At 63.8% G+C, this 16,558-nt stretch carries 18 protein-coding genes; 14 read left to right on the forward strand and 4 right to left on the reverse strand.

Annotated features, from left to right (window positions below; all coding sequences use genetic code 11):
• Positions 1–54 precede the first annotated feature (54 nt).
• Both V1294_RS35180 and V1294_RS35185 read right to left on the reverse strand, forming a co-directional pair.
• Complete coding sequence (locus tag V1294_RS35180; protein ID WP_108522046.1) at positions 55–597, reverse strand: DUF3617 domain-containing protein; 543 nt, start codon at positions 595–597, stop codon at positions 55–57.
• 105 nt (positions 598–702) lie between these two features.
• On the reverse strand, positions 703–1,023 hold the full coding sequence (locus tag V1294_RS35185) for a hypothetical protein (protein WP_334485196.1): 321 nt from the start codon (positions 1,021–1,023) through the stop codon (positions 703–705).
• 165 nt (positions 1,024–1,188) lie between these two features.
• On the opposite strand from V1294_RS35185, the gene V1294_RS35190 reads away from it, so the two are divergent.
• Both V1294_RS35190 and V1294_RS35195 read left to right on the forward strand, forming a co-directional pair.
• Entirely contained in the window at positions 1,189–1,650 is a 462-nt protein-coding gene (locus tag V1294_RS35190) for a hypothetical protein (protein WP_334485198.1), read from the forward strand.
• A 136-nt stretch (positions 1,651–1,786) separates the two neighbouring features.
• Positions 1,787–2,467, forward strand: coding sequence for a ribonuclease T2 (locus V1294_RS35195; protein ID WP_334503754.1), 681 nt, complete (start codon positions 1,787–1,789; stop codon positions 2,465–2,467).
• Positions 2,468–2,617: 150 nt separating this feature from the next.
• Here V1294_RS35195 and V1294_RS35200 read toward each other — a convergent pair whose 3' ends face one another.
• Complete coding sequence (locus tag V1294_RS35200; RefSeq protein WP_334503756.1) at positions 2,618–3,772, reverse strand: calcium-binding protein; 1,155 nt, start codon at positions 3,770–3,772, stop codon at positions 2,618–2,620.
• A gap of 238 nt (positions 3,773–4,010) precedes the next feature.
• Here V1294_RS35200 and V1294_RS35205 point away from each other — a divergent pair, with 238 nt between their 5' ends.
• Both V1294_RS35205 and V1294_RS35210 read left to right on the forward strand, forming a co-directional pair.
• Complete coding sequence (locus V1294_RS35205) at positions 4,011–4,871, forward strand: 23S rRNA (adenine(2030)-N(6))-methyltransferase RlmJ (RefSeq protein ID WP_108522051.1); 861 nt, start codon at positions 4,011–4,013, stop codon at positions 4,869–4,871.
• Positions 4,872–5,132: 261 nt separating this feature from the next.
• Positions 5,133–5,348, forward strand: coding sequence for a cold-shock protein (locus tag V1294_RS35210; RefSeq protein WP_108522052.1), 216 nt, complete (start codon positions 5,133–5,135; stop codon positions 5,346–5,348).
• A 179-nt stretch (positions 5,349–5,527) separates the two neighbouring features.
• Here V1294_RS35210 and V1294_RS35215 read toward each other — a convergent pair whose 3' ends face one another.
• A complete protein-coding gene (locus V1294_RS35215) occupies positions 5,528–6,148 on the reverse strand; it encodes an outer membrane protein (RefSeq protein WP_334503761.1) in 621 nt (206 codons plus the stop codon).
• A gap of 222 nt (positions 6,149–6,370) precedes the next feature.
• Here V1294_RS35215 and uvrC point away from each other — a divergent pair, with 222 nt between their 5' ends.
• The 10 genes from uvrC to V1294_RS35265 all read left to right on the forward strand — a co-directional run bounded on the left by uvrC (position 6,371) and on the right by V1294_RS35265 (position 16,531).
• Entirely contained in the window at positions 6,371–8,434 is a 2,064-nt protein-coding gene (gene uvrC, locus V1294_RS35220) for an excinuclease ABC subunit UvrC (RefSeq protein ID WP_334503763.1), read from the forward strand.
• Positions 8,435–8,534: 100 nt separating this feature from the next.
• Positions 8,535–9,149: a CDP-diacylglycerol--glycerol-3-phosphate 3-phosphatidyltransferase gene (gene pgsA, locus V1294_RS35225; RefSeq protein WP_334485210.1), complete on the forward strand. Its 615-nt coding sequence runs from the start codon at positions 8,535–8,537 to the stop codon at positions 9,147–9,149.
• Positions 9,146–9,397, forward strand: a complete 252-nt coding sequence (gene moaD / locus V1294_RS35230; RefSeq protein ID WP_334485212.1) for a molybdopterin converting factor subunit 1 — start codon at positions 9,146–9,148, stop codon at positions 9,395–9,397. The genes pgsA and moaD overlap by 4 nt, the downstream gene beginning before the upstream one ends.
• An 8-nt stretch (positions 9,398–9,405) precedes the next feature.
• Positions 9,406–9,873: a molybdenum cofactor biosynthesis protein MoaE gene (locus V1294_RS35235; protein ID WP_334503766.1), complete on the forward strand. Its 468-nt coding sequence runs from the start codon at positions 9,406–9,408 to the stop codon at positions 9,871–9,873.
• The gene (gene prmB, locus V1294_RS35240) at positions 9,873–10,838 is read left to right on the forward strand and encodes a 50S ribosomal protein L3 N(5)-glutamine methyltransferase (RefSeq protein ID WP_334485216.1); all 966 of its coding nucleotides are present in this window, start codon (positions 9,873–9,875) and stop codon (positions 10,836–10,838) included. The genes V1294_RS35235 and prmB overlap by 1 nt, the downstream gene beginning before the upstream one ends.
• A 107-nt stretch (positions 10,839–10,945) precedes the next feature.
• Complete coding sequence (locus V1294_RS35245) at positions 10,946–12,292, forward strand: aspartate aminotransferase family protein (RefSeq protein WP_334503768.1); 1,347 nt, start codon at positions 10,946–10,948, stop codon at positions 12,290–12,292.
• A gap of 85 nt (positions 12,293–12,377) precedes the next feature.
• Positions 12,378–12,953, forward strand: a complete 576-nt coding sequence (locus V1294_RS35250) for a phage holin family protein (protein WP_334503771.1) — start codon at positions 12,378–12,380, stop codon at positions 12,951–12,953.
• On the forward strand, positions 12,953–14,020 hold the full coding sequence (locus tag V1294_RS35255) for a YihY/virulence factor BrkB family protein (RefSeq protein WP_334503773.1): 1,068 nt from the start codon (positions 12,953–12,955) through the stop codon (positions 14,018–14,020). The genes V1294_RS35250 and V1294_RS35255 overlap by 1 nt, the downstream gene beginning before the upstream one ends.
• 171 nt (positions 14,021–14,191) lie before the next feature.
• Positions 14,192–15,661: an EAL domain-containing protein gene (locus V1294_RS35260; RefSeq protein ID WP_334503775.1), complete on the forward strand. Its 1,470-nt coding sequence runs from the start codon at positions 14,192–14,194 to the stop codon at positions 15,659–15,661.
• Positions 15,662–15,676: 15 nt separating this feature from the next.
• Positions 15,677–16,531 carry a TIGR01459 family HAD-type hydrolase gene (locus tag V1294_RS35265; RefSeq protein ID WP_334503777.1) on the forward strand — a complete coding sequence of 285 codons (855 nt, stop codon included), beginning with the start codon at positions 15,677–15,679 and terminating at the stop codon, positions 16,529–16,531.
• Positions 16,532–16,558: the final 27 nt, after the last annotated feature.

A 16,558-nucleotide genomic window follows, 5' to 3' on the forward strand; every position in this document is an offset into this window, starting at 1 on the left:
CCGGATTTCGCGGAGCCTGTCATCGGGCGCGCATTCGCGCGACCCGTTGGCTCGTTACTTCGCCGGCTGTTTCGGGATCAGCGCCTTCAGTTTTTGCATGTCGTTGATATTCATCTTCATGCCGCCCGGCATCATGATGTCGCCGGGCTTCTGATCGCTTTTGCAGGCGCCGATCCACTTCGCCTCGATCGTCGAGGAGCTGTCGCGCGGGGCGCCGCCCATCCCCCCCTCGGTGTGCGAGCTCGTTTTCACGGTGTAGGCAGAATTGAAATCGCCGTTGATCTCGGCCTTTGATTTGATCGTCATGCCAGCGACGCCGCAGACCGAATCGGTGACATAGCCGGTCGCCGTCTTCTGGATATCCTGCTTCGAGCAGATCTCCTTGGCCACCGGCGACATGGCGGTGCTCATGTCCTTGTCCGTGGTCTCGTCGGTGCATTGCTGCATGGTCATCTCGGGCACCGAGCCGCCACTCAGCACCTTCATCTCCCACAGACCGGCCTTGCGCACCGGCAGCTCAACGGCGACCGCGCCGTTCACCGGCAACAGGGCCAGCAGGCCAAGCGCCGAACAAGTTACAAGAAGCAGTCGTCTCATGCCTGTGCTCCCACCTGAATTCTTCCACGATATCGTGCGCGCGAGTGAACACACGCTTCGCGTGGCAAAAACATGTCCAGCCGGGGAAAGCTAGCGGGATCGCGCTCAGTAAAGCGTGCGCAGCGGCCGCTCGGCCGCGCCGTAGGGCACCCAGCGGCAGGCAAAGGAAACATAGCCGCCGTAATTGGGTTGCACGCCGAGGAATTTCACCACCTTGCCGTAGCGGGCGCAGTGGTCAACGGCGAGCTGACGGGCGTCGGCCTGCATCGCGAGCGGATAGGCGATGATGCCGCCGGTGTCATTGCCCTTGAACGGCGGCACCGTGTCGATGTCGAACCACTGCGCCTGCGCCGGCGCCCCCGCCAGCATTCCGCCCATGACGACCAGGCACATGGCAATCAGGCTCGCGGCCAGAATTCTTCGCATCGCAGACTCCATTTCGCTCGAAGCCCACCATAGTGTGCGCCGGTGGCCGTGAAAAGAATGGTTGCAGCACGAGGCGGAGTTCGCCGCCAGGTGTTGCCGCGCTGCACTTGACCTCGTCAGGGCTTCGCGGCACCGTCTCTCACGTTGATTACCGGCGGATTCCCCATGCGCAACCTGTTCACATCCTTGAGAGCACTCGGCCCCATCACGGCGGCGGTCGCCCTGCTGGTCTCCAGCCCTGCCGCCCAGGCCGCCAACCCGCTGGAGCTGAATTTCGGGCTGTTCGGCCCCAGCTATGACGGCCGCGTCGCCGAATGCGAGCGGGCGCTGTCGACGATCGCGGCGCGATTCCAGGAGAAAGAGGGCAAGTTCTGGAATTCGGCGCTGACGATCACCGGTTTCGGCCGAATCCACGAAACCGCGTTCCGGCCTTGGCAGTCCGATAACATTCCGCGCCGCTATTGCAGCGGTGACGTGATGCTGAGCGACGGCAAGATGCGCACCGTGCACTACTCGATCATTGAGGATGGCGGCTTTGCCGGCTTCGGCCAGGGCGTCGAATGGTGCGTGACCGGCCTCGACCGCAACTGGGCCTATAGCCCTGGCTGCCGGGCCGCCAGACCCTGATTCGCGAGCCCTGATTCGCTCGCGCCGCGCCGATTGAGCCTGCGCCTTCGCCCGGTTTTTTGCGATTAACCAATTTTGTTCTTGAAATGTTCCGCCTCCCTGCTAGGCTCCCGGTAGTCGAGTAGAGGGGCGTTCGATGCACCGATTTGTCGTTATTTCGCGGTTTCTGATTTCGCTGGCGCTTGTTGTCGTCTTTGCCGGAATGGCGTCCGCGCAGGACCGCCGGCAGAACGCCCCGGGCGAGTTCGATTTTTATGTCCTTGCCCTTTCGTGGTCGCCCTCGTTCTGCGAGGCGGCCGCCGAGCGTGGCAATAGCGGGCGCGCACAGGTCCAGTGCGAACGGCCTTATTCCTTCGTGGTTCACGGCCTGTGGCCGCAATATGAGCGTGGCTTTCCCGAATATTGCCAGCGGCCCTCGCCGCGGCTCGATCGCAACATCATGACCTCGATGCTGGACCTGATGCCGGCGCCCGGCTTGATCTTCAACGAGTGGGACAAGCACGGCACCTGTTCGGGCCTTGGCGCGCGGGCCTATTTCGAGAGCATCCGCAAGGCGCGCGCGGTGGTGAAGATCCCCGAGGAATTCCTGCAATTGTCGGAGCAGAAAACCATCGCTCCGGGCGATCTCGAGGCGGCCTTCATCAAGATCAACCCGGGCCTGAGCAGTGCGGCGATTTCAGTGACCTGCTCCGGCCGGCGCCTGAGCGAAGTACGGATCTGCTTGAGCAAGGACATGCAATTCCGCGCCTGCGAGGAAACCGACCGCCGCGCCTGCCGCCGCGACGAGGTGGTGATGCCGCCGGTGCGGGGCGGCTGAAGATCCTCTTCCGCCATGCCGAGGCAACCAAGGCATGGCGGCCCGTCCTGCGCAGACAGCCCAGAGCTGTCTGCGTTCCCGGTCATCCACGGCTTTATTGTCGTCTGCAAGGCACGTGGATGGCCGGGTCCCCTCTACGCAAGAGCTGTGTCAGGCACGAATATCCACGCTGGTATGATCGGCGAAGCTCAGCCGTGCCGATCCATTGAAAACAAGAGAATCGCCTGAGCCCTTGAAGTTTACGGTAGTCCTGCCGAGCTGCTGGGTAACGATGACATCATTCAGCGAATAACCACTGATCGAGAGATCGACGCTGTCGCTGCCGTTGCCGATCCGAACGACATCGTTGCCGTCACCCTTGGCAAAATTGATCGTGGAACTATCACCCGTTACATTGATGTAATCGTCACCGGCGCCGCCCGTCACGGTCGAAGATCCACCGACCCAGATCATATCGTTACCAGCGCCCGCATCGATGACGGAATAATCATGGGTCCACACATGGTCATCGCCGTCGCCGGCCGACACAGTCGCATGTGAGTATGTGCGGACGGTGTCGTCACCGGTACCGGCATCGACAACCGCATTGTCGTAGGCGTTGATATGATCATTGCCGGCGCCGCCGCTCAGGTTGGCGTGATCGTAGGCGCTGAGGCTGTCGTCGCCGGCACCGCCATCAAGGGTGGAATTGCCGTAGGCTCTGAGTATGTCGTTGCCGTTACCACCCGAAACGCTCGAATACGCATAGGTGCTGATAGAATCATCGCCGTCACCGCCGGTGACCGTTGAATGACCGTATGTGCTGATATGATCATTGCCGGCGCCGCCATCCACGGTCGAATGACCATAGGTGAAGACGACATCGTCACCCTCGCCGGCGACGACGCTGGCCTGGCCATCGACACCGATCACATCGTTGCCCGCGCCGGCATCGATCGTGGCGTTGCTGGCCTGAACGTGGATGCTGTCGTCACCGGCTCCGCTGATAATCTCGAACAGATCCATGCCGACCGACAACCCGTCGTTGGTGCCGCGAAGCCCCGCCGCCGACCCACCAGTGCGAAAGGCATCGACCTGTGCCTGAAGCTGATCAACGGCGGATTGTTCTGCCGACGCCCGCGCCAGCAACATCTTGGCGCGGTACGAGATGCTGACCGTGGTGGCCGAAGCACCGGGCGCCGAGGACGATGCCCGGCTGAACACACTTGCCGTGCTGCTCTTGGTGCCTGCATCCGCTGCCGCGGTGCCGGCCTGCGAAATCGACAAAGTGGTGTACGATGAATAGGCAGCGGCAATCACACCCATGAGGCACTTCCTTCTTTCCCAGGAGCACCAGAACACCATACACCCTTAAATAGAAAGTTAGCGGATGGGCTGCATTTGCAGCAATCTGCCATGCAATGGTTTTGGCCGGTTCTGTGGATGGCCGGTTAAATCATCGCGCGATGAGACGGATACCTCGGCAACGCGAGACGTCAGCCGCCGCTCGCATCTTCGCCGATATGGGTTACTTTCTGCGCCCCGATGTCGTAACCCCTCCCCCATGAACTACCGACACGCCTTTCACGCCGGCGGCTTTGCCGATGTCATCAAGCACATCGTGCTGGTGCGCATGCTGGCCTATTTGCAGGAAAAGCAGGCCGCGTTTCGCGTCATCGACACCCATGCCGGCGCCGGGCGCTACGATCTCACAGGCGAGGAAGCGCGCCGCAGCGGCGAATGGCTGACCGGCATTGCGCGGGTGCTGCAGGCGCGGTTTTCGGACAACACGCTGCCGCTGGTGACCCCCTATCTCGATATCGTCAGGGCATTCAACGCGCCGGGCAAGCTTGAGGCCTATCCCGGATCGCCCCTGATCGCCCGCGCGCTGCTGCGGCCGCAGGACCGCCTTACGGCCTGCGAAATCGAGCCCGGCGCCCGCAGGCAACTGATCGATGCGCTGCGCCGCGACAGCCAGGCGCGGGTGGTCGACCTCGACGGCTGGACGGCGTTGCCGGCCTTCGTGCCGCCCAACGAGCGGCGCGGCCTCGTGCTGATCGACCCCTCTTTCGAGCAAAAGGACGAATTCGAGACGCTGGCCGACGGATTCGCCGAAGCCTACGCGAAATGGCCCACCGGCAGCTATCTGATCTGGTATCCGGTGAAGAGCCGGCGTGCCACCGATACCCTGGCGCGCCTTGTCGCGGGCGCTGCCGCCGCCAGCAAGCCGGCCGGGAAATGCCTGCGGCTCGAATTTTCCGTTGCCCCGCAGGCGGCGGGCGGCCCCCTCGCCTCCACCGGGCTCCTGATCGTCAATCCGCCGTGGACGCTGGCGGGTGAGTTGAAGACAATTCTACCCGAACTCGAAAAACCGCTCGGCCAGGGCGGGGCCGGCCGTTTCAGGCTCGAGACACCCAAGCCCTGAAGAGGTACTCCCTCTGAAAAGTGTGATTGGGCCGTAGGCAATTTACGCAAAACCGTATTATGCTCAGGCCATTGGGACTGGCTTTACGTTCCGCTTCCGCGAATGGTTGCGGCGGAGTGATCAAGGCCGAATAAAAATCCAGGTCGGTCGGCGCCGTGAACCCGATCGGCTCAGGTGGCCAAGCTTCCGGCAGCGAATGTCCGGTCGGCCGATACGCGAGATGCGCGTAGCGGCAGAGCAATACGGGGGAGGAGTTTCCCGATGGCCATGACTGGAATAGTCAAGTTCTTCAATGGAGAACGCGGCTACGGCTTCATCAAGCCCGATGATGGCGGCCGCGATGTGTTCGTGCACATCACGGCCGTCGAGCGGGCCGGATTGAAGGATCTGACAGAAGGACAGCGCATTACGTTCGAGGTCGAACCGGACAAGAAGGGCAAAGGCCCCAAGGCGGTCAACCTGGTGATTTCATCGTAAGCTGACGCTCGCGTTGGACGCGGACTGAATTTTTGGCTGTGAAGATTTGCGCTGGGCGCGGCATCGCCGCCCAGAGCGTTGAGGCACGCGGCGTCCGCACGCGTAAACCCGGCCTGAAGGCAAAAAAATCCCGGCGACTTACTGCCGCCGGGAGATAGTAGTCGACAGTTTCTTTGTTCTCAGAAGCGATAGTTCACTCCGGCCCGGATCAAGCCGAACCGGTAACCATTCGACGCGCCTGTAACGACGAAGTTGCTGTTGGCCAGATCGACATAGAGGTATTCGATCTTGGCGCTCCAGTTCGGGGCGAAGCCCATCTCGGCGCCGGCGCCGAGCGTCCAGCCCGCATTGGTATGGGATTCCGACACGCCAAAGGTGGTGGCGCGCAGCTCGCCAAAGGCGAGACCGCCGGTGCCGAAGAACAAGATGTTGTTGAACGCGTAACCGGCGCGGCCGCGAACCGTGCCGAACCAGGGGTTGGAGAATTTCCACGGCGCGAAGGTTTCTTCGGCGCCGGTCGCCTGGATGTCGCCTTCGAGACCGAACACCCAACCTCCGTTCTGCCAATTGTAGCCGGCCTGGACACCACCCACGAAACCGGACGGCTTGGTCGGATTGTTGGCGACCGAACCCCAGGCATAGCCGAGGTTGCCGCCGAGATAGGGTCCGGCCCAGCTATAGGCGTTGAGCGGCTGGTTGACGGTATAGGGTGCGCGCGATCCGTAAAGGTCGGCCGCCCGTGCCGACATGGTCCAGCCTGTAGCGACCAGCGCCAGCGCGCCCCACACAAACCTGCTCATCACGCACCCCCACGCAACTGCCGCGACCAAGCCGGGCGAGACACCGGTTTGGTTACGGAACTCCACTTTATTCCGGTAAGATTTATCGAGAGTTTTAAGTTAAAGGGTTGTTAAGCCGGGTTACCGCCCACTCATCAGTCTTAAGAATGCGTTACCGGCGCCTCCCCCAAAGGAGCACCGCGAGTGCTGGCGATGCCGCCTTGCAGCGCTTAATTTAGGCCCATGGATCACGATTCTACCGACCATCCGAAATCCCCGAGCAAGGCGCGGCGGGGTTCCCAATCGGATTTGCCGCCGCAGGACCTGACCGCCGACGTCGATCCCGCGACATCCGCCGCCGAGGAGGACGACGAGGGGCGCCTGCCGGAGGCCCCCGAAGAGTCCGCCGAGGTGATTGCAGAAGGCCCGCTGGCGGTCGGCCACGCGGCCATTGAAAACGCGGTGCGGCTGGCGCCGACCTCACCTGGCGTCTACCGCATGCTTAATGCCGGAAGCGACGTGCTGTACGTCGGCAAGGCGAAAAACGTCCGCAAGCGGCTTGCTTCCTACGCCCGCGTCAACGCGCCGCTGCCGGCACGCATCCTGCGCATGATCGCGGCGACCGTGACGGTCGAGATCGTCTCCACCACGACCGAGACCGAAGCGTTGCTGCTGGAAGCCAATCTGATCAAGCAGTTGCGGCCGCGCTTCAACGTGCAACTGCGCGACGACAAGTCGTTTCCCTACATCCTGATATCAGGCGACCATTGGGCGCCGCAGATCCTCAAGCATCGCGGCGCGCAAACCAGGCCCGGGCGATATTTCGGGCCGTTCGCATCCGCAGGCGCCGTCAACCGCACCATCACGGCGCTGCAGCGCGCCTTCCTGATCCGCTCCTGCACCGATGGCTTCTTCGAAAGCCGCACCCGGCCGTGCCTGCTGTACCAGATCCGCCGCTGCTCGGGCCCCTGCACGCGGGAGATCGACTTCCCCGGCTATAGCGAGCTGGTGCGCGAGGCGAACGATTTCCTTTCCGGCCGCAGCCACGCCGTGAAGGAGCTGCTCGCCGGCGAGATGGAGAAGGCGTCCAACGAGCTCGAATTCGAGACCGCAGCACTCTACCGCGACCGCCTCGCCGCGCTGTCGGCGATTCAGTCGCAGCAGGGCATCAATCCGCGCACCGTGGAGGAAGCCGATGTGTTCGCGATCCATCAGGAAGGCGGCTACTCCTGCGTGGAGGTGTTCTTCTTCCGCACCGGCCAGAACTGGGGCAACCGCGCCTATTTCCCACGCGCGGAGAAGTCGTTCACGCCGGAGGAAGTGCTGGCCTCGTTCCTCGCGCAATTCTACGACGACAAGCCGCCGCCGAAACTCATCTTGCTGTCGCACGAGATCGAGGAATCATCACTGCTTGCCGACGCGCTTTGCGTGAAGGCCGGCTACAAGGTCGAAGTCTCGGTGCCGAAGCGCGGCGAGAAAAAGGAATTGGTCGCGCATGCGCTGACCAACGCGCGCGAGGCGCTTGGCCGCAAGCTCGCCGATACGGCGACGCAGAGCAGGCTGCTGGAAGGTATGGCGACCACGCTCGCACTGCCGCAGGTGCCGAAGCGCATCGAGGTCTACGACAACAGCCACATCCAGGGCACTAACGCGGTCGGCGCGATGATCGTGGCGGGGCCGGATGGGTTCATCAAGAACCAGTACCGCAAGTTCAACATCAAGTCCGAGGGACTGACGCCCGGCGACGACTACGCGATGATGCGCGAGGTGCTGGAACGGCGCTTCAAGCGGTTGTTGAAGCCGCCGGAGGGCGACTCCGCAAAGGCGAAGGCCGACGATGATTCGTTTCCGCAATGGCCCGACCTCGTCATCATCGACGGCGGCCGCGGCCAGCTCAACGCCGTCCGGGAGATCTTCGAGGGTCTGGGACTTACCCAGGTCGCCCTGATGGCCGTGGCCAAAGGCCCGGACCGCGACGCCGGGCGCGAAACCCTGTTCATGCCGGACCGTGAAGCCATCAAGCTCGAGCCGCGCGATCCCGTGCTGTATTTCATCCAGCGGCTGCGCGACGAGGCGCATCGCTTCGTGATCGGCTCGCACCGCAAACTGCGGAAAAAAGACATCCGGGAAGCCGGCCTGCAGGAAATCCCGGGCATCGGCCCGTCACGCAAACGTGCCTTGCTGCATCACTTCGGAACGCTGAAGGAGATCGAGCGGGCTTCGATCGCGGACCTCGGCAAGGTTCCAGGCGTTAGCGCCGAAAGCGCCCGCAAGATTTTCGAGTTTTTCCATGCGCAGCCGGGTTGAGGGACTCGAATCGAGAGGCATGTCATTTGGGCGTCGCCTGCGACAGATGATCTAGGTCCGCACGGTTGACCTTCACGCTCCAGCGGTATTGGTAAGACGGATGAACATCGCAACAACCAGGGGACAGGGCAAAACCCTGTCCGTGCCGAATATCCTGACCTACGCCCGTATTGCCGCCATTCCGGTGGTGGTCGGCTGCGTTTTCGCCCAGTCCATCCTGGACGGCCCGCTGTGGCTGCGCTGGGTGGCCCTGGCCGTCTTTATCGCCGCCGCGGTGACAGACTACCTCGATGGCTACTATGCGCGAATGTGGGATCAGCAGTCCGCTTTTGGCCGGATGCTCGACCCGATCGCCGACAAGCTCTTGGTGGCGTCCTGCCTCTTGATGCTGGCAGCCGATAGCAGCATCCATGGCTGGACGCTGTGGGCTGCCATTGTGATCCTGTGCCGCGAAATCCTGGTCTCGGGCTTGAGGGAATATCTGGCGGCGTTGCGGGTCAGCGTGCCCGTGACCAAGCTCGCAAAATGGAAGACCACGATCCAGCTGGTCGCGATCGGCTTCCTGATCGCAGGCGAGGCCGGCGAGCAGATTCTGCCCCAGACCACCCTGATCGGCATCGCCCTGCTGTGGGTGTCGGCGATCTTCACCATCTACACCGGCTGGGATTATTTCCGCGCCGGCATCCATCACCTCATCAAGGAGGATGAAGGATGAAGGTGAAATATTTCGCCTGGGTACGCGAGCGGATCGGCATCGCGGAGGAAACCGTCGAGCCGCCGGCCGATGTGCGCACGGTGAACGATTTGATCGGCTGGCTGTCCAGCCGCGGCGAGGCTTATGCCTACGCATTCGAAAAACCGAAGGTAATCCGCGCCGCGATCGACCATGCCCATGTCAAGCAGGACGCCGTGATATCAGGCGCGCGCGAGGTTGCGTTCTTCCCGCCGATGACCGGCGGCTAACCCTGTCCATGTCCGTCACCGCGACCATCCGTATCCAGGAAGCCGACTTCGACGTCGCGCAGGAAATCGCGGCGCTGACCAAGGGCCGCACCGATATCGGCGCCGTTGTCTCCTTCAGCGGCATCTGCCGCGGCAGCGAGGACGGCGAACCGATCGCCGCTTTGACGCTCGAGCATTATCCCGGCATGGCGGAGGCCGAGATCGCCCGCCACGCCGACGAGGCGCTGACGCGCTGGCCGTTGCAGGGCCTCACCATCATTCACCGGTTCGGCCGTATCGTGCCGGGCGAGAACATCGTGCTTGTCGTGACGGCGTCGCCGCATCGGCAGGCCGCCTTCGAAGCGGCGGAATTCCTGATGGACTATCTGAAGACCAACGCGCCGTTCTGGAAGCGCGAGGAAAGCGAAAAAGGCAGGAGCTGGATCGAGGCGCGCGATCACGACGACGCCGCAGCCGCGCGCTGGACCAAACCCTGATGGCTAAACGCGCAAAACCGGCGGCGAAGCGCAGCGCTGGCTCATCGAAATTTCCCAAGGTCGGCGCGGGCGAATTGCTGACGCTGCTCGATTTCGTCCGATATGCCGTCAGCCGCTTCGTCGAAGCCAAGCTGGTATTCGCGCACGGCACCACCGATCCGGTTGCCGAGGCCGCCTTCCTGGTCTGCGAGGCGCTGCATCTGCACCCTGACCAGTTCGAGGCGTTCGCCACCGCGCGCGTCACATCAGCCGAAGGCAAGAAGATCCTTGATCTGATCGCACGCCGCGTCACGACGCGAAAACCCACAGCCTACCTCGTCAACAAGATCTACATGCGCGGCCTGCCGTTCTATGTCGACGAGCGCACCATCGTGCCGCGCTCGTTCATCGGCGAATTGCTGGAACAGCATTTCGGCGGCGACGGTGATGACGAGGCCGGCTCGCTGATCTCGGACCCGGGCGTGGTTGAAAGCGTGCTCGACCTATGCACCGGCTCGGGCTGCCTGGCCATTCTCGCCAGCCGGAATTTTCCGAATGCCGAAATCGACGCGGTGGACATTTCAAAGGACGCGCTCGAGGTCGCCGCGCGCAATGTCCGGGATTACGCCCTGGAGGATCGCCTCACGCTGTACCGCGGCGATCTGTTCAAGCCGCTGGACGGCAAGCGCTACGACCTGATCATTTCCAATCCGCCCTATGTGGACGCGCAGGGCATGGCCGGCCTGCCGCGCGAATGCCGCGCCGAGCCGAAGCTTGCCTTCGACGGCGGCGCGGATGGGATCGACATCGTCCGCCGCATCCTCGACGAAGCAGAAGCGCACCTGACGCCACAGGGCGGGCTGTTATGCGAGATCGGCCGCTGCCGCCCGCAACTCGAAGCCGCCTATCCGCAACTGCCGCTGCTCTGGCTCGATACCGCGGATTCCGAGGGCGAAGTGTTCTGGATCGCCGCGGCAGATCTCTGAATTTACGGAATTGCGCGGAAATATCACGGCGTGCTGGCGTTCCCGTTCAGGGACGAAACTGATAGTTTGGCATTAGACCATCGCCCCAAACAGAAGAGAGGCCGCCCATGCTGGACAAGAGCCCCCGTCCCACCCCCGTCGCGGTTCCGAACGACCTCGCCGCGCACTGGATGCCGTTCACCGCGAACCGGGCGTTCAAGAAGAACCCGCGGCTGCTCGCCGGCGCGAAAGACATGCACTACTTCACCGTCGACGGCCGCAAGATCATCGACGGCGCCTCGGGCATGTGGTGCACCAATGCCGGCCATGGCCGCACCCAGATTTCATCGGCGATCGCCAAGCAGGCCGAGGCGCTGGACTATGCGCCGCCGTTCCAGTTCGGCATCCCGCAGGCCTTCGAGCTCGCCAGCCGCATCGCGGAACTGGCGCCCGCAGGCCTCGACCACGTGTTCTTCTGCAATTCCGGCTCGGAAGCGGCCGACACCGCGCTCAAGATCGCGCTGGCCTATCACCAGATCAACGGCCAGGGCGGCCGCATCCGCCTGATCGGCCGCGAGCGCGGCTATCACGGCGTCGGTTTTGGCGGCACCTCCGTCGGCGGCATCGTCAGCAACCGCAAGCTGTTCGGCTCGCTGTTGACGGGCGTCGATCATCTGCCGGCGACCTATGACCGCGAGAAGCAGGCCTTCAGCAAGGGCGAGCCCGAATATGGCGCGCATTTCGCCGATGAGCTCGAGCGCATCGTCAATTTGCACGGCGCCAACACCGTCGCGGCGGTGATCGTCGAGCCGATGGCCGGATCGACCGGCGTGCTGCCGGCGCCGAAGGGCTATCTCAAGCGGCTGCGCGAGATTACCCAGAAGCACGGCATCCTCCTGATCTTCGACGAGGTCATCACCGGCTTTGGCCGGCTCGGCTTCGCCTTTGCCGCCGAACGCTATGGCGTGACGCCCGACATGCTGACCTTCGCCAAGGGCATCACCAATGGCGCGGCGCCGATGGGCGGCGTGCTGGTGCGCGACACCATCCATGACGCGTTCATGAGCGGCCCGGAACATGCGGTCGAACTGGCCCATGGCTACACCTACTCGGCCCATCCGCTGGCCTGCGCGGCGGGTCTTGCCACGCTAGACATCTACCGCGACGAAAAGCTGTTCGAGCGCGCTCACGGGCTCGAGCCGAAATTCGCCGATGCGGTGATGTCGCTGCGGAACCAGCCTGATGTCGTGGATGTCCGCACCGTCGGCCTGACCGCCGGCATCGATCTCGCGCCGGTTGCGGATGCGCCGGGCAAGCGCGGCTTCGCCGGGCTCAACAGCGCCTTCCACGACAATGATCTGATGCTGCGGGTCGCCGGCGACACGTTGGTGCTGACTCCGCCCTTGATCATCACCGAGGACCAGATCGGCGAGATCATCGAAAAGGTCGCCAAGGTGATACGCGCGACGGCCTGAGCTGCCCACAGGAACATTCAAATCCAACCAGCGTTCATTCTCCGGCGGCCACGATCATGTCGCCGCCGGAGGAGGTATTGCAGAGATGCTCGCGCCTTCGAGCGACCTGCTACGCGCCGGGATCGGACTGAAGCTCAACCAGATCAAGCTGGCGACGCGCTCGTATCTGCGCGACCGGACGAATCAGGCGAGCGGAACCATTACGTCCTATGCCGTCGCGGCAGGCCTGCTCGCCGTAGCCGGCATTTTCCTTATCGCCGCCTGCCTCGTCGGCGCCACGGCGCTGTTTCGCTGGATCGAAATCCATTACGGGCAGTTCTGGGCATTTGGCGCGATCGGCGCGCTGTTGCTTGCGATCGCCGCGGTCTGCGCCGGGCTGGCCGCGGCCAAACTGAAACAACCATCTCCACATTTTCCTTCGTTCACCAGTCGCCTTCGCGTGGCGATCAAGGCCAATCCGCTCCAGCCGGACCAACTCGAAGCCGCACGGGACACCGCCGCGTCGGTTCTGTTGGCGCCTCCGGCGGGCGCCCGTCGCAGGCGGCGGTCCCGGACGGGACGCGACAACAGAAAGATGCAGGCCGGCCTGATCCTGATGGCGACCTTGCTGGGCTGGGCGGCAACGCGACGGCGGTGGCAAGCGCGACAAATGGACGTCTGATGCCCCGCGCGCGATCCGGCCCCGACGACAATCTGCGCTTGATGGCGGCGACCGCCATTCTCGTCCTGACCGCGCAGCATTTTTTTCAGCCCGGAGCAAAAGGAGCAAAAGCTGGTTCCTCCGGAAAATCGATCGCGCAACCCGTCTCGCCCCCGCGCGAACAGGCTCAGGAACCCGCCGCCCGAGCGGGTATGATCAATTGGGTCGCAATTCCCTGGGCGGCCTGGAAACACATCCTGTGGCGCATCTATGAGCGCACCAATGATGACCGCTTGCTCGCCACCGCCGCCGGCGTGGTGTTCTTCGGACTGCTCGCGATATTTCCGGCCGTGACGGCGCTGGTCTCGTCCTACGGACTGTTCGCCGACCCCTCGACCATTGGCGACAATCTGCAAACGCTGGCGCTGATGCTGCCCGAAGGTTCGTTCCAGATCGTAGAGGACCAGATTGCCCGCGTGCTCGAAAAGGGCAACGCCGCGCTCGGCGGGACGTTTCTGTTTGGCCTCGCCCTTGCTCTCTGGAGCGCCAACGCTGGTGTCAAGGCGATCATCGACGCACTCAACGTCGTCTACGAGGTGAGGGAAACGCGCAACTTCCTGAAACTAAACCTGCTTTCGCTCGCCTTCACGACCGGCGGGATCGTGGCCCTGCTGCTGATGGTCAGCGCGGTCGTGGCGTTTCCGCTCATGTTCAATCATCTCGGCCTGCCGCCCGAGAGCGGGATTATCGTCGGTCTGGCGCGCTGGCCGTTGCTGTTGGTGGTGCTGCTGGCGGCGCTCGGCCTGCTCTACCGGTTTGGACCCAACCGGCGTGCGGCGCGATGGGAATGGCTGGGCGCCGGGACGCTGGTCGCGGCGCTGCTCTGGATCACCGGCTCGGCCGCGCTGTCCTGGTACCTCTCAAATTTCGGCAACTACAACGCAACCTACGGCTCGCTTGGCGCCGCGATCGGCCTGATGATGTGGATGTGGATATCGGCAACGATCGTGCTGTTCGGGGCGGAGCTGAACTCGGAGATCGAGCGCCATGCAACCGCTGACGCCCCGGGGCGCCAAGCCGGCGGGTAGCAGCAGCGCCGGCACGCCAGCCAGTTCCGGCCGTGCCCAAAGAACACTAGCTCTGCGAATCAACATTGATGCTAAGGTTGCGCCGCTCGGGGAGCGCAAGGCGGACCGTGCCTGCAACTTCCGTGTTTTCCCGGGTGAATACAGTTCCGACCTGAGGGCGTAGCGCGCGACATGATTCGCATTTCGACGATTTTCATCGCCATCTGCATGGTGCTGGTTGCAGCCTCCCTCGGCCTCGTCCTGCATGCGGTGGCCGGCTTCAGCGGCACCGAATCCGCGATCGTGGCGCTCACCGCGCTGACCTTCCTGATCCTCTACAACGCCGTGTCGATGCGGCTGCGCGACCGCTCCGACGTCGGCGGCCAGATCGCCGATCTTTCCCGCGGCACCGCCGACCTCGCCCGCCAGGTCGCCGAATTCGGCCGCCGGCTCGCCGCGATCGAGGGCCGGGTTGTATCGGCAAACTCCGCAAGCTCCGACCGCATCCAGGCCGTCCTGGGCGAGATCAACGAGCTCGGCGGGCTGGTCAAGCAACTGGCCATCTCGGTGGCGGGCCATGAGGATCTGCTGGCCTCGGGCGCCGCGGCCGCGCCCCCCGCCCCGTCGGGCCGGCCGCATTCCGAACCGCCGGAACAATCGGCGATCGCCCCGGAGCAAGCGGCCCCCGCCGTCAGACCCGCGCCGGTTGCAGCTGCAAGGCCGGCACCTTCAGCGGCGGCCGCGGACGCCGCTTCGCACTCGCGCAGCCAGCCGCAGCTGCTTGCCGCAGTGAAGAATGCCGTCGAGGAAAGCCGGCTCGATATCTACCTGCAGCCGATGGTGACGCTGCCGCAGCGCAAGGTGCGCTTCTACGAGGCGGTGACGCGACTGCGCGACGACAAGGACCAGATCCTCGCCGCCGACGATTTCATCGCCACCGCCGAAGCCGGCGGGCTGATCGGCAAGATCGATCATATGGTGATGCTGCGCTGTATCCAGGTGTTGCGCCGTCTGATGGTGCGCAACAAGGACGTCGGCGTGTTCTGCAACGTCTCGGCGGCGACGCTCGGCAATTCCGCCAATTTCGCGCAATGCCTCGACTTCCTCGAGGCCAATCGGGCGCTGGCGCCGTCCTTCGTGCTCGAGTTCAAGCAGGCGACGTTCCGCCATCTCGGCCCGACCGAAATCGAGAATCTCGCCGCCTTGTCGCAGCGCGGTTACCGCTTCTCGATCGATCACGTCACCGACTTGCGGATCGAGCCGCGCGACCTCGCCGACCGCGGCGTCCGTTTCATCAAGGTGCCGGCGGCATTGTTGCTCGATCCCAAGCAGAGCTCGACCTCGGACATCCACCCTTCCGACCTTTCCGACCTGCTCGGCCGCTTCGGCATCGACCTGATCGCCGAAAAGATCGAGGGCGAGCGCGCGGTGGTGGACCTGCTCGACTATGACGTGCGGTTTGGACAGGGCTTCCTGTTTGCCCCGCCGCGGCCGTTGCGGCCCGAGGGGGCATCTGCTACCGGCGGGGCGACAGCGAACAAGGAATCCGGCGCTCCCAATGGCTCCAGCAACACCGTTCCCATCGCCAGCCCGGCCGCAGAGCCCCCGATGCGGGCGACCGGCAATGCCGCATTGGCGCGCCGTGCCGCGGGACCGGGCTAACAGGCTTCCGCAATCATGACCTCATTGCGGTTCATCGAGCAGCTGCGTGGGCTGGTGGACGGTGTGGAGGTGATCCTCTCCGACATCTGGGGCGTGGTGCATAACGGGCTGGAGTCCTTCCCCGAAGCCTGCGAGGCGCTGCACACCTACCGCCAGCGCGGCGGCACCGTCATCCTGATCACCAACGCGCCGCGTCCGGCCGATTCCGTGCAGCGGCAATTACGCAAGCTCGGCGTCGCCGACGAAACCTATGATGCCATCGTCAGTTCCGGCGACCTGACCCGGAATTTCGTCGCCGACCATCCCGGCAAGAAGATGTTCTGGCTCGGTCCGGACCGGGACTCGTCGATCCATCGCGGGCTCGATGCCGTGATGGCGCCGCTGGAGCAGGCGGACTACATCGTCTGCACCGGCCTGTTCGACGACGAGACCGAATCGGCGGAAGACTATCGCGCCATGATGCTGCAGGCGCGCGAGCACAAGCTGCCGCTGATTTGCGCCAACCCCGACATCGTCGTCGAACGCGGCGACCGGTTGATCTATTGCGCGGGCGCGATCGCCGAGCTCTATCGCGAATTAGGCGGCGAAGTAGTCTTCTATGGCAAGCCGCACCGGCCGATCTATGAACGCGCCATGGCGCTCGCCGCCGAACGCCGGGGCCAGCCGACCTCGCTCGACCGTGTGCTGGCGATCGGCGATTCGGTGCGGACCGACCTCACCGGCGCGCTCGGTTTCGGAATCGATTGTCTTTTCCTCACCCGCGGCATCCATTCCGAGGAATTCGAGGGCATCGATCAGCTCGATCCGGCTTCGGTCAAGGAGCTGTTCGGCCATCCGCCCCGCGCGCTGATGCGCGAGCTGCGGTGGTAGGTGCATCGTTGCACCGGACTCAAAATT

Source organism: Bradyrhizobium sp. AZCC 1678 (assembly GCF_036924765.1).
Lineage (GTDB): Bacteria > Pseudomonadota > Alphaproteobacteria > Rhizobiales > Xanthobacteraceae > Bradyrhizobium > Bradyrhizobium algeriense.